The sequence below is a fragment of the Citrobacter sp. U14242 genome (genome assembly GCF_046555775.1).
Classification (GTDB): Bacteria; Pseudomonadota; Gammaproteobacteria; order Enterobacterales; family Enterobacteriaceae; genus Citrobacter.
In genome coordinates this window covers 319,217-332,125 of the sequence record NZ_JBKGLW010000003.1, presented here as the reverse complement: position 1 = coordinate 332,125, position 12,909 = coordinate 319,217, and the positions used below count along the sequence as shown (strand labels likewise).

The window sequence follows — 12,909 nt, the reverse complement described above, 5'->3', positions numbered from 1 at the left end:
GGACATCTTATGACGACCCGTACCCCCGCATCCTCTTCGCGCCTGACGCTGACCGTCGGGCTGTGTTTTTTAGTCGCCCTGATGGAAGGGCTGGATTTACAAGCCGCCGGTATTGCTGCCGTCGGTATCGCCCACGCCTTTGCGCTGGATAAAATGCAAATGGGCTGGATCTTCAGCGCCGGGATTTTGGGATTACTGCCCGGCGCGTTGGTGGGCGGCATGCTCGCCGACCGCTATGGCCGCAAGCGTATTCTCATTGGCTCCGTGGCGCTGTTCGGCCTGTTCTCGCTGGCGACGGCGATGTCCTGGGACTTCTCGTCGCTGGTCTTTGCCCGCCTGATGACCGGCGTCGGGCTGGGCGCGGCGTTGCCGAACCTGATTGCGTTAACCTCCGAAGCGGCTGGCCCGCGTTTTCGCGGTACGGCGGTGAGCCTGATGTACTGCGGCGTACCGATTGGTGCGGCGCTGGCGGCGGCGCTCGGGTTTAGTGGTCTGGCGTCTGCCTGGCAAACGGTATTCTGGGTGGGAGGCGTGATCCCGCTGCTGCTGGTGCCGCTGTTGATGCGCTGGCTGCCGGAATCACAGGTGTATACCCAGCAAACGCAGACTACTGCCGCGCCGCTGCGCGCCCTGTTTGCGCCAACCACCGCGACTGCCACGCTGCTGCTGTGGTTGTGTTATTTCTTCACCCTGCTGGTGGTGTATATGCTGATCAACTGGCTGCCGATGCTGCTGGTAGAGCAGGGGTTTCAGCCATCGCAGGCGGCGGGCGTGATGTTTGCCCTGCAAATTGGCGCGGCCAGCGGCACCTTAATCCTCGGGGCGTTGATGGACAAACTGCGCCCGGTGGTGATGTCGTTACTGATTTACACCGGAATGCTGGCCTCACTGCTGGCGCTGGGGACGGTTTCGTCATGGAGCGGCATGCTGATGGCCGGCTTTGTTGCTGGTATGTTTGCCACTGGTGGACAAAGCGTGCTGTATGCGCTGGCGCCGCTGTTTTACAACACGTCAATCCGCGCCACCGGCGTAGGCACTGCCGTGGCGGTTGGGCGCTTAGGCGCGATGAGCGGCCCGCTGCTGGCGGGCAAAATGCTGGCGCTGGGCACCGGAACGGTAGGCGTGATGGCGGCCTCCGCGCCGGGCATTCTGCTGGCTGGCCTGGCAGTATTTATCCTGATGAGCCGTAAATCGCAGATGACGGCCCAGGCCAGCGGTTCCTGAGAGTCATCCGGTTGTATGAACGGGAACACTCGCTTCCTACTTCCGGGTGAACGCAAGTCGGCGGCTCTGTTGCCAGAGTTTACATACAGTCTGGCAACGGAGGCGTTATGAGCTGGCGGCCCTTTTTATATCTCATTATTACCCCTCATCCCGTGTTGAGCGCCCGACGCGGGCATCTGCATCTGGTGCAGGGTTGACTTTGCATTCTGTTAATAAACACGGTATAACAAACCTTCTTTGGATGTTTAGATGTCCATACGTTTGGAAGGTTATATGCAAACAACACAACAAAATGCGCCACTGAAGCGCACGATGAAAACGCGTCACCTGATTATGCTCTCCTTAGGCGGCGTGATTGGCACAGGGTTATTCTTCAATACCGGGTACATCATCTCGACCACGGGGGCGGCGGGAACGCTACTGGCTTATCTGATTGGTGCGCTGGTGGTCTGGCTGGTGATGCAGTGCCTGGGCGAGTTGTCGGTCGCGATGCCGGAAACCGGGGCGTTTCACGTCTATGCTGCGCGCTATCTCGGGCCAGCGACGGGGTATACCGTCGCCTGGCTCTACTGGCTGACCTGGACTGTGGCGCTGGGGTCGAGCTTTACTGCTGCCGGATTCTGCATGCAGTACTGGTTTCCTCAGGTGCCGGTATGGGTCTGGTGTGTGGTTTTCTGCGCGATTATTTTTGCTCTCAACGTTATCTCTACACGCTTTTTTGCCGAAGGGGAGTTCTGGTTTTCGTTGGTGAAAGTGGTCACCATCATCGCGTTTATTCTCCTCGGCGGAGCGGCTATTTTCGGCTTTATCCCGATGCAGGATGGTTCACCCGCACCGGGACTGAGTAACATCACGGCGGAAGGCTGGTTCCCGCACGGCGGCCTGCCGATCCTGATGACCATGGTCGCGGTGAACTTTGCCTTTTCGGGGACTGAGCTTATCGGTATTGCCGCTGGCGAAACGGAAAATCCGCGCAAGGTGATCCCGGTGGCGATTCGTACCACCATCGCCCGGTTGATTATTTTCTTTATCGGCACTGTGTTTGTGCTGGCGGCGCTAATCCCAATGCAGCAGGCCGGCGTGGAGAAGAGCCCGTTTGTGCTGGTATTTGAGAAAGTGGGCATTCCGTACGCCGCTGATATTTTTAACTTCGTGATCCTGACCGCCATTCTTTCTGCGGCGAACTCCGGGCTGTATGCTTCCGGACGCATGCTGTGGTCGCTGTCGAATGAACGTACACTGCCAGCCTGTTTTGCGCAGGTCACGAAAAATGGCGTACCGTTGACGGCGCTGTCTGTCAGTATGCTTGGCGGTATGCTGGCGCTGTTTTCCAGCGTCGTGGCCCCGGATACGGTGTTTGTCGCATTGTCGGCGATCTCCGGATTTGCGGTAGTGGCGGTGTGGCTGAGTATCTGCGCTTCGCATTTTGTGTTTCGCCGCCGTCATCTGCAGCAGGGTAAGGCATTGAGTGAATTGCATTATCGCGCCCCGTGGTATCCGCTGGTACCCGTACTGGGTTTTGTGCTGTGCCTGGTGGCCTGTGTGGGACTGGCATTCGATCCGGCGCAGAGAATTGCGTTGTGGTGCGGGTTACCGTTTGTCGCGTTGTGTTATGGTGCTTATTTCCTTACTCAACCCCGTAAAGCAAAACAGGAGCCAGAACATGTCGCAGAATAATCCGTTACGCGCCCTCCTCGATAAACAGGATTTCCTGTTGCTGGATGGTGCTCTGGCGACGGAGCTGGAAGCGCGAGGGTGTAATTTAGCCGACAGCCTGTGGTCTGCCAGGGTGCTGGTAGAAAACCCGGAGCTTATCCGCGAAGTTCACCTGGATTACTTCCGGGCAGGGGCACAGTGCGCAATCACCGCCAGCTATCAGGCAACACCGGCGGGTTTTGCCGCGCTCGGTCTGGATGAGGCGCAGTCGAAAGCGCTGATTGGCAAAAGCGTGGAGCTGGCGCGCAAAGCGCGTGAGGCGTATCTGGCGGAAAATCCGCAGGCCGGGACGTTACTGGTTGCGGGGTCCGTCGGGCCTTACGGTGCCTTTCTGGCCGATGGCTCCGAGTATCGCGGCGATTACGCGTTAAGCATTGAAGCGTTACAGGCATTTCATCGTCCGCGCGTGGAAGCGTTGCTGGATGCCGGGGCCGATCTGCTGGCCTGTGAAACGATGCCGAATTTTGCTGAAATTCGCGCGCTGGCTGAGTTGTTAACCATGTATCCGCGTGCGCGGGCATGGTTCTCGTTTACCCTGCGTGACAGCGAACATCTGAGCGATGGTACAGCGCTGCGCGACGTGGTCGCTTTCCTTGCGCAATATCCGCAGGTGGTGGCGTTAGGCATTAACTGCATTGCGCTGGAAAAGACCACCGCTGCGTTGCAGCATCTGCATGGCTTAACGGCGCTGCCGCTGGTGGTGTATCCCAATTCCGGCGAGCATTACGATGCGGTGAGCAAAACCTGGCATCGTCACGGTGAACACTGTGCGCGGCTGGTGGACTATTTGCTGCAATGGCAGGCGGCGGGCGCGCGGTTGATTGGCGGGTGCTGTCGCACCACGCCAGAGGATATTGCCGGGTTGAAAGCCCATTGTTGAGCATGACCGGGCTGGAAGGCCCGGTCCATCATCATGCCGCATCCGCCAGAACAAACATGCCGTACGGATGGATTTCGAGGTAATACTGTTCGCCAACGTCCGGCTGCAGTCGCGTGGCGTTGACCTGCAATAAAATCTGCTGTCCGTGCCACTCTACCGTGACCTCATACTGCGGGCCCATATACGCAACGTGGCGAATCACGCAGCGCTGGCTCTCTTCGCCGCGATCGCTGAGCGTGATCGCTTCCGGGCGCACGCCGACCATTCCTTCACCTTGCGTGGCAAAATGCAGCGGTCGTGGCAGACGGTAGCCGTAGATATCAACCGCGTCCTGGCTAAACGCCGCCGGGAACAGGTTGGCATCGCCCATAAAGCTCGCCATAAAGCGTGAGGCCGGCTGGCGATAGAGCTCCTGCGGCGAGCCAATCTGCATGATGTGCCCCTTGTTCATGACCAGTACGGTATCGGACACCGCAAAGGCTTCGCTCTGATCGTGGGTGACGTACAGTGAGGTGATATCAAACTGTTTTTGCAGCTCGCGGATCTTATCGCGCATGCTGCGACGCAGGTTGGCATCGAGATTACTCAGCGGCTCATCAAACAGCAGTACCTTTGGTTTGAGGATCAGCGCGCGCGCCAGCGCTACACGCTGCTGCTGCCCCCCGGAGATCTGATCGACATAGCGTTCTTCGAAACCCTCCAGATCGACCATCGCCAGCGCTTCTTTGACGCGAGCCTTCACCTCTGAGCGCGATACGCCAAGCATTTTCAGGCCATAGCCGACGTTTTCCCCCAGCGACATATGCGGGAACAGGGCGTAGGACTGAAACACCATACAGATATCGCGCTGTTGAATAGAGCGGTGGGTGACGTCTTCGCCATCAATAAAAATCTGCCCTTCGCTCGGTTTTTCCAGTCCGGCAACCAGGCGCAAAATGGTGGTTTTGCCACAACCGGACGGACCGAGCAGCGTCACCATTTGCCCCTGTGGGATGGTGAGATTGATATTGTCGATAACCGTGTTGCTGCCAAATCGTTTGGTGACGTTGCGCAGTTCAACGAAATTTTTCTGGGTCATAGTGCGCTCCATTACGCCTGGTTTTTGGCTTTTGAACGGGAGGTTCGTGATTCACCGATCAGCCAGTCAAAGATAAAAATAATCGCCAGCATCACCACGATCAGAATAGAACCGTAGGCAATCGCCACGCCGTATTCGCCGTCTTCTACGCGGTTCAGGATGTAAGCCGTCGCCACACGGGTATCCGGCGTGACGAGGAACACAATGGCGCTGACGGTCGTAATAGCGCGGACAAAGCTGTAGATCAGCGCAGAGAGGATTGCCGGGCGCAGCAGCGGCAGCAGGATGTGCGTAATCGTACGCAGCGAACCGGCGCGCAGGCTGAGTGAGGCTTCATCCAGTGATTTATCGATCTGGCCTAAGCCTGCGATACCCGCACGAATGCCGACCGGTACGTTACGCATCACCATCGAGATAATGACGATTGCTGCGGTACCGGTGAGGTACACCGGGGCGCTGTTAAAGGCCAGAATATAGGACACACCCGCGACGGTGCCCGGTACGGCAAAGCACAGCATGGTGGTGAACTCGATGGTCTTCTTACCTTTGAACTGCTGACGTACCACAATCCAGGCGATAAGCAGACCGAAGATGGCGGTGATCGGCGCAGCAATCCCGGCGTAGAGCAGGGTATCGAGCAGTGAAGGCCATGCACCGTCGCTCATTCCCTGGCCGAATAATTTGGTAAAGTTCGCCAGCGTCAGGGTGTAGTCCACGCCCCAGTTGACGGTGAAGCTGCCGTAGAAAATGCTGCCGTACAGCAGGGCGTTGAAGGCAATCCACACTGCCAGCAGGGCAACCACGCTCCACACCAGCGTGACGGGTAGCGGCTGCACGTCGCCACGGTAGGATTTACCTGAAACGGTGACGTACGAGCGTTTACCGATCCACATGTACTGCACGCAGAATACCAGCAGTGAGAACAGCAGCAGGAAAGCGCCCAGCGTACTGGCGGCCTGGTAGTCGAGCTGTGATCCGGTGATATAGAAGTAAATTTGCGTTGCCAGCACGTCGAAGTTGCCGCCGAGCACCAACGGGTTACTGAAGTCGGCCAGCGACTGTACCACCACGATCAAAAAGGCGTTCGCCAGCGCCGGTTTCAGCAGCGGGACAAATACGCCGTTAAAGGTCTGCCAGCGGCTGGCGCGCAGGGTGTACGACGCCTCTTCCAGCGACGGATGAATCGTTTTGATCGCGCCGTCGAGGATCATAAACGCCATCGGGGTGAAGGCCAGCACCTGCGCCAGCCAGATGCCGGTAAAGCCGTACAACCAGTTGGTGTTGGTTAAACCAAACCAGTCCACCATCAATTCGGTGATGTAGCCGGAGCGTCCCATCATCAGGGTTACGCCCAAACCCACGACAAACGGCGGGGTAACGATCGGCAGTATTGAGAAAATGCGGCCAATGATGGCGCTGCGTTTAGCGATGCGGGTGGTGTAGATAGCCAGCACCAGACCGAAGAAGGTACAGCCAATACCAACGGCGATCGACAGCATAATCGAGTTGAGGATCACCTGAATGATATGCGCCTGGGACAGCACATTCATAAACGCCAGCGGGGCAAACGCCCCGGCGTCGTTGGTGAACATCGGAATGAAAATCGCGATGCTCGGCCAGACGATAAAAATACCGATCAGCGCGACAATGGCGGTGAGCGAGCCGATAACGAAACGGTCGCCGCCCAGCCATTCGAGGCGGGTGAGCGCCAGGGTCATAATCGCGCCAAGTGCCACAAACAGCACGATGGTGGCATAACCTAAGCCGCGCCCTTCAAGGGTGGCGCTGGCAACGATAAAGGCCATGCAGAAGAATGCCCAGCCCGCGTCAAGATAATGGCGGCTTCGCTGTTCGCGTCGGGCTTCATTAAACGGACGCGCCAGCAGCAGGCTCGGCAGCAGATACCATAGCCAGCTAATGTTGAAATGTGACCAGCTGTAGGCGTCGAGAATTTCGTCGCGCGTGGACTCCAGCAGACCGTAGTCCAGGCTCCAGCTCGGCAGCAAGGCAAACGCCAGCCAGCCGAGCAAAACCCAAAGGAATATCGCATCCCGTTTTTTCACGGGATGGAGTGCAAGTGTATGTGACATAAGCGTTCCGGTGTTGTATGTAGGCCCGGTAAGCGTGAGCGCCACCGGGCATTAACCGCAAAATGTAGGCTTATTTACCCATCTTCACTTCGCTGACCCATTTATTGATCAGTGCTTTACGTACGTCGGTAGAGCCGTACTTATCCATGTCGTAATTGATAAGCTTCAGATCGTCGAGTTTCAGCGAGTTCGGCGAGGTCTCGGCGGTGGTGTTGGTCAGGATCTGATAGGACTTGCCTTTCTTCCACGCCAGCTCCTGAGCCTCTTTTGACAGTACCCAGTCAACGAACAGTTTGGCGTTGTCGAGGTTACGCGCGCCTTTCAGGATGCTGACACCGCCAATTTCATAGCCGGTACCTTCGCATGGGGAGATTAGCTCCAGTGGGGCGCCCTGTTCTTTTTCCAGCGAGTAGTCGTGCAGGAAGCCAATGCCAATCGCCGTTTCGCCACGGGCGGCGTTACGTGCCGGGGCAATGCCTGATTTAGTGTATTGAGAGACGTTGGCGTTGAGCTGTTTCAGGTAGTCAAAGGCCTGATCTTCACCCCACAGTTGAGCAAAGGTCGCCAGTGCGGTGTAGGCGGTGCCTGAACTTTGCGGGTCGGCAATCTGAATTTCACCTTTGTATTCCGGTTTGGTCAGATCTTTCCAGCATTTTGGCACCGGCAGGTTTTTCTCTTTCAGGCGCTGCGTATTGACGCCAAAGCCCAGAATACCGACGTAAACCGCGGAGGAGAGGTTGCCTTTTACTTTTGCCGGATCGCGGAATTTCTCCATGATCTGCTCGAGATTTGGCGATTTATAAGGTTGCAGCAGGCCCATTTCCCCGGCCTGAGATTGCGGGTCCAGCGTACCGCCGTACCACACATCTGCCTGCGGGTTTTTCTTCTCGGCATCGACTTTCGCCAGCGTACTGCCGGAGCCGTTGCGAATGAACGATGTCTTCACGTCATATTTGTCGCCGAAGGCTTTGGTTTCGGTTTCACACAATTCGTTAGTGGCGCTGCAATAGACCACCAGACGACCTTGTGCTTGTGCCGCACTGCTGAAGGCAGCCAACGCCAGAGTAGAGGCAATCAGGGTAGAGGTAAGCGTCAGTTTCATTGTTTTATCCTTTGACTGAGAGAAGGGGTAATGCCTGCAATAAGCAGCGGCATCAGCAATAAACCCATAAAGACAGCGGCAACCGAGAGCAAACTGAACATCCCCGACCAGCCGTAATGTTCTATGACCAACGACAGCGGCCAGCCCGCCAACGCGGCCCCCAGATAGGCGAACAGCCCGAGAAAACCGGTGATTGAACCTGCCGCCGCCTTGTGTCCGCATTCGACGGCCGCCAGACCAATCAACATCTGCGGGCCAAACACAAAAAAGCCCACGGTAAAGAAACAGACCGCCAGCAGTGCGTAGTGGTGAACCGGCGCCAGCCACAACGCGGCGACGGAGACCATCAGCCCTAACGTGAACAGCAAAATCATCGGGGCGCGCTGACCGCTGAACAGCAAATCCGATCCCCAGCCGGCAAACAGCGCACCGAGCAAGCCGCCGACCTCAAACAACATCACCGTGGCGTTGGCGCTGAGCAGATTCACGCCGTGGCTTTCCGTCAGCCAGATGTTGCCCCAGTCGTTAAGCGCGATGCGGATCAAATACACCAGCACATACGACACCCCCAGCAGCCAGATCATCGGATTCTTCAGCATGGTAGTGCGTAACATTTGCCACAATCCCATCGGTGGGCTTTGCTGTTCCTGGCGTAGCTCCAGCGGGTCATGCCGCCACTCCCCCACTGTCGGTAATCCCTCTTCCTGGGGCGTGCCTTTCAGTTGCAGCGTCAGCCAGATACCTAATGCCATGCTGATGATCCCTGGTGCCAGCATCGCCGCCTGCCAGCCCCACCAGTGGGCGGCAAAGGCGCTAATCAGTGGGATGATGGCCCCACCGATGTTGATTGACATATTCCAGCAGCCCCACCAGAAGCCGCGTTCGTTACGCGAATACCAGTGGGTCAGCAGGCGGGCGCAGGGCGGCCAGCCCCAGCCCTGAAAAAATCCGTTGAGCGTCCAGACCGCCAGCAGCAGCGTCAGCGATTCACCAAACGCGAACACCACGTTCAGGATGCCGGTAGCGAACAGGCCTATTCCCATAAATGCGCGCTGCCCGTGGCTGTCATGCCAGAGTCCCGCGGTAAACTTCGACAAACCATAGGTCAGGTAAAACAGCGATCCCAACAGACCGATATCACTTTTATCCAGTCCCAGATCCGTTTGCAGGGCCGGGAGCACGTAGTTAACGCTTTTGCGCGTCAGGTAAAACGCGGCGTATCCCACCACCATACACATCAGCAGCCGGGGACGTAGTGCCCGGTAGCATTGGTCTGTTTCGCTGGCTGAGCGTGCATGCATAGCTGTCTCCGTTTGTGCTGACTATAGGTAAGCGAAAGCAAAAGGGGATGAGAGAAAGTCCGGAGTGACTAAGACTTTTTCCTGGTTAAGGGGCGATTTGTTGCAAATTTGTGGGCAGGTTAACAATTACCCGCGTACCGTGGTGAGATTCGAGGGTCAGCTCGCCGCCGAGCGCGCTGACCCGTTCACGCATCCCCTGGATACCAAAACCGGGAATTTTTTCAGGAAGAATGCCCACGCCGTTGTCATCGACCTCCAGCAACAGGCAGCGATCCCGTTGGCGCAGCGCAATTGACACCTCGCTGGCATCGGCATGTTTACAGACGTTATTGAGCAATTCCTGCAACAGACGGTACAGCGTAAAGCGCACCGTTTCATTTTCTGGCGTATTTTCCAGTCGGTAATCAAACCGGCAGTGAATACCCCGTTCGGCAAAGGCAAATTCATTGACCAAATGGTGCAGCGCATCTTTAAAAGACAGCTCGTCAAGCGCGGGCGGGCGTAGCTGGCGCAGTAACTGGCGGGTCGAGTGGTGGATACGCCGGGCAAGATCGTTGATCTGGTTCGCCGCTTCGAGCGTTTGCTCAGGACCCTGCGAACGTTTAACCAACTGAGACTGAATTTGAATGGCGGTAATGTTCTGGCCAATTTCATCATGCAGTTCCCGCGCCAGGCTTTTGCGCGTGTTTTCTTCCGTGCGGATCAGTTGTTCAGTCAATGCGCGGCGGGCCGCCAGTTCGCTTTCCAGACGCTGGCGATAATGGTGCAGGTTTTGCGCCAGATGCTGCTGGCGGCTGATGGCTATTCCCAGCCCTATGCCCAGCAGCGCCTGGGTGGCGAGGAAAATCTCCAGTTCGACCAGGTTGCTAAATCCTACGCCTATCTGGCGGGCGATGGTGATCATCATACTGCCGAGCAGTCCGGACAAAACGCCGCCCTGCCAACCGAATTTCCATGCCATCACCACATTGGGCAGGAACACGACAATCAGCAACAGGCGTTCGATGTCTGGCGAGAGCACCATCTGCGTGCCGATACCAATAATAAAGAACAGACTGCACCAGATGATAAGTGAAGTGCGCAGCGGTGGGTTGGTGGTATCCAGACCGAGTAAATGATAGCGGTGTTGCTGGCGCAGAAATTCGTAGATCAGATAGACAAACGGGGTGAGCAGCACACCACCGGTAAACGATGCCAGCCCAATCAACATCGCCGGGCTTTGAATAAAGGGAGACAGCAGCGCGGTATTGAGCAGCGACGTGATCGTCACGGCGGCCAGCAGTAAGGTGAGCCGCTGCCAGTAGAGCGGGAAGCTATGCCAGTATGACTGACCGATACTGGCCGGTATCAGGCTTATCAGCGGTGCGGCTGGCAGAAGATAACCGTTGAGTAACTGTTCGTTGTGCAGCCAGAACAGGATCAACACCGGTGGCAATACCAGCGCGGGCCAGTAGCGGCGGGACAGCAGGATCAGTAGGGCGAGATAGACGCCGTGCGGCAGAAATAATGCCGCCTGCTGACCGTTATGGGTCAGGTAAAAACCTAACGTCCACAGCATTAGCCAGCCTGAACCCCAGGCCAGTAGAATAAACAGAGAGATAACCCAGTGGCGAGCAGAGCGAGACATTAATGCCCCGTCAGCAACTGGTGGTCGAGAGCAAAATGCACCAGATCGATGGTGCTGTGGCATTGCAGCTTGCCCAGTACATTCGCGCGGTGGACGTGGACCGTTTTATGACTGAGGTCGAGCTTAAAGGCTACCTCTTTCACGCTGTCACCTTTGACCAGCAGATCAAACACTTCGCGTTCGCGCGGGGTTAATACCTCCAGCACCTGCGCAGGTTGCTCCCCACCGCGTAACGCCCGCAGCGCATCGGCGCACAGGTAATGGCCTCCCATACCGACTGAGCGCACTGCCTGTACCAACTCTTCCGGTCCACAGCGTTTGGTCAGATAACCGCTGGCCCCGGCATCCAGCGCGCTTTGTACAAACGTCGGCGCGTCATAAATGCTGAGAATAATGGCGCGAAAGCCGGGTTTTTGCGCCCGCAGCCGTTTTAGCAGACTCAGACCATTTTCATCCGGCATGGCGATATCCATGACCGCGACATTGACGTCCTCGCGCAGTAATGCAGGCCAGGCCTCTGCCGCACTGCTGTACTGGCCGATAACGGCGAGATCCTCTTCGAGACCGAGTAATTGCGCAAAGCCGGAACGCACCACCACATGGTCATCCACCAGCACAACATGAATCATGATATTGCTCTCTTGCCTGACAAGGATATCTATGATGCCTGCCAGCGCCGCGCTGGCAATCAGTCAGATGCAGTTATGTAATGGATGTAACAAAAACGTAATGTTTTGTCGGTGTGGCTGATGGCGCTGCGCTTATCAGGCTTACGAATTCCATCTGTAATGAGCAAAATCGCTAACCATTGCTGCTTTTTTTCTAAAAACAGATCGCTATTAGCCAGAATTTTTAATTACTTCATCAAACGCATCGCGCCGGAAATACTGCACCCATAACAAATAAGGGGAGCAGACACTATGGCACTAACATCGCGTATCACACTCATTGCCGCATTGGCACTCGCGGCATTCCAGGCACAGGCGGTAAACGTCACTGTCGCCTATCAAACCTCCGCCGAACCGGCCAAAGTGGCGCAGGCGGATAACACCTTTGCTAAAGAGAGCGGGGCCACCGTTGACTGGCGAAAATTCGACAGCGGGGCGAGTATCGTGCGCGCACTGGCGTCCGGCGATGTGCAGATTGGCAATCTCGGCTCCAGCCCGCTGGCCGTCGCTGCCAGTCAACAGGTGCCGATTGAAGTTTTCCTGCTGGCGTCAAAACTGGGTAGCTCTGAAGCGCTGGTCGTGAAGAAAAATATCAGTAAGCCGGAGGATTTGATCGGCAAACGCATTGCCGTGCCGTTTATTTCCACAACCCATTACAGCCTGCTGGCGGCGCTCAAACACTGGGGTATCAAACCCGGTCAGGTGGAGATTGTGAACCTGCAGCCGCCGGCAATTATTGCCGCCTGGCAGCGAGGCGATATTGATGGTGCTTACGTCTGGGCGCCGGCCGTCAATGCGCTGGAAAAAGATGGCAAGGTATTAACCGATTCTGAAAAGGTTGGCGAGTGGGGCGCGCCGACGCTGGACGTGTGGGTGGTGCGTAAAGATTTTGCCGAGAAACATCCCGAGGTGGTGAAAGCCTTTGCCAAAAGCGCGATTGATGCGCAGCAACCCTATATTGCTAACCCCGATGAATGGCTGAAACAGCCGGAGAATATCAGCAAGCTGTCGCGCTTAAGCGGCGTACCGGAGGCGGATGTGCCGGGGCTGGTGAAAGGGAATACCTACCTGACTGTGCAACAGCAAACCGCCGAGCTTACCGGACCGGTAAACAAAGCGATTGTCGATACTGCGCAGTTCCTCAAAGAGCAGGGCAAAGTGCCAGCTGTCGCGACGGATTACAGCCAGTACGTTACCGATCGCTTCGTGCAATAAAAGGAGGC

At 56.7% G+C, this 12,909-nt stretch carries 10 protein-coding genes; 4 read left to right on the top strand and 6 right to left on the bottom strand.

Going from position 1 to position 12,909, the window contains the following annotated elements:
* Positions 1-9 precede the first annotated feature (9 nt).
* The 3 genes from mhpT (at position 10) to mmuM (ending at position 3,820) form a co-directional block, all read left to right on the top strand.
* The gene (gene mhpT / locus ACLJXE_RS06540; protein ID WP_410750405.1) at positions 10-1,224 is read left to right on the top strand and encodes a 3-(3-hydroxy-phenyl)propionate transporter MhpT; all 1,215 of its coding nucleotides are present in this window, start codon (positions 10-12) and stop codon (positions 1,222-1,224) included.
* Positions 1,225-1,497: 273 nt separating this feature from the next.
* Positions 1,498-2,901: an S-methylmethionine permease gene (gene mmuP / locus ACLJXE_RS06535; RefSeq protein WP_410750404.1), complete on the top strand. Its 1,404-nt coding sequence runs from the start codon at positions 1,498-1,500 to the stop codon at positions 2,899-2,901.
* On the top strand, positions 2,888-3,820 hold the full coding sequence (gene mmuM / locus ACLJXE_RS06530; protein ID WP_410750403.1) for a homocysteine S-methyltransferase: 933 nt from the start codon (positions 2,888-2,890) through the stop codon (positions 3,818-3,820). The genes mmuP and mmuM overlap by 14 nt, the downstream gene beginning before the upstream one ends.
* A 31-nt stretch (positions 3,821-3,851) precedes the next feature.
* Here the strand turns inward: mmuM and fbpC are convergent, their stop codons facing one another.
* The 6 genes from fbpC to ACLJXE_RS06500 form a co-directional block, all read right to left on the bottom strand.
* Positions 3,852-4,898 (bottom strand): ferric ABC transporter ATP-binding protein, encoded by a 1,047-nt coding sequence (gene fbpC / locus ACLJXE_RS06525; protein WP_410750402.1) that lies wholly within the window; start codon positions 4,896-4,898, stop codon positions 3,852-3,854.
* An 11-nt stretch (positions 4,899-4,909) separates the two neighbouring features.
* On the bottom strand, positions 4,910-6,988 hold the full coding sequence (locus ACLJXE_RS06520; RefSeq protein WP_410750401.1) for an ABC transporter permease: 2,079 nt from the start codon (positions 6,986-6,988) through the stop codon (positions 4,910-4,912).
* Positions 6,989-7,058: 70 nt separating this feature from the next.
* Positions 7,059-8,090: an ABC transporter substrate-binding protein gene (locus ACLJXE_RS06515; RefSeq protein WP_410750400.1), complete on the bottom strand. Its 1,032-nt coding sequence runs from the start codon at positions 8,088-8,090 to the stop codon at positions 7,059-7,061.
* The gene (uhpC, locus tag ACLJXE_RS06510; protein ID WP_410750399.1) at positions 8,087-9,391 is read right to left on the bottom strand and encodes an MFS transporter family glucose-6-phosphate receptor UhpC; all 1,305 of its coding nucleotides are present in this window, start codon (positions 9,389-9,391) and stop codon (positions 8,087-8,089) included. The genes ACLJXE_RS06515 and uhpC overlap by 4 nt, the downstream gene beginning before the upstream one ends.
* Positions 9,392-9,476: 85 nt before the next feature.
* Complete coding sequence (locus ACLJXE_RS06505; RefSeq protein ID WP_410750398.1) at positions 9,477-11,018, bottom strand: MASE1 domain-containing protein; 1,542 nt, start codon at positions 11,016-11,018, stop codon at positions 9,477-9,479.
* Complete coding sequence (locus ACLJXE_RS06500) at positions 11,018-11,647, bottom strand: response regulator (RefSeq protein WP_410750397.1); 630 nt, start codon at positions 11,645-11,647, stop codon at positions 11,018-11,020. The genes ACLJXE_RS06505 and ACLJXE_RS06500 overlap by 1 nt, the downstream gene beginning before the upstream one ends.
* A gap of 291 nt (positions 11,648-11,938) precedes the next feature.
* Between ACLJXE_RS06500 and tauA the strand changes: the two genes are divergently transcribed.
* A complete protein-coding gene (gene tauA / locus ACLJXE_RS06495; protein WP_286628549.1) occupies positions 11,939-12,901 on the top strand; it encodes a taurine ABC transporter substrate-binding protein in 963 nt (320 codons plus the stop codon).
* Positions 12,902-12,909 lie beyond the last annotated feature (8 nt).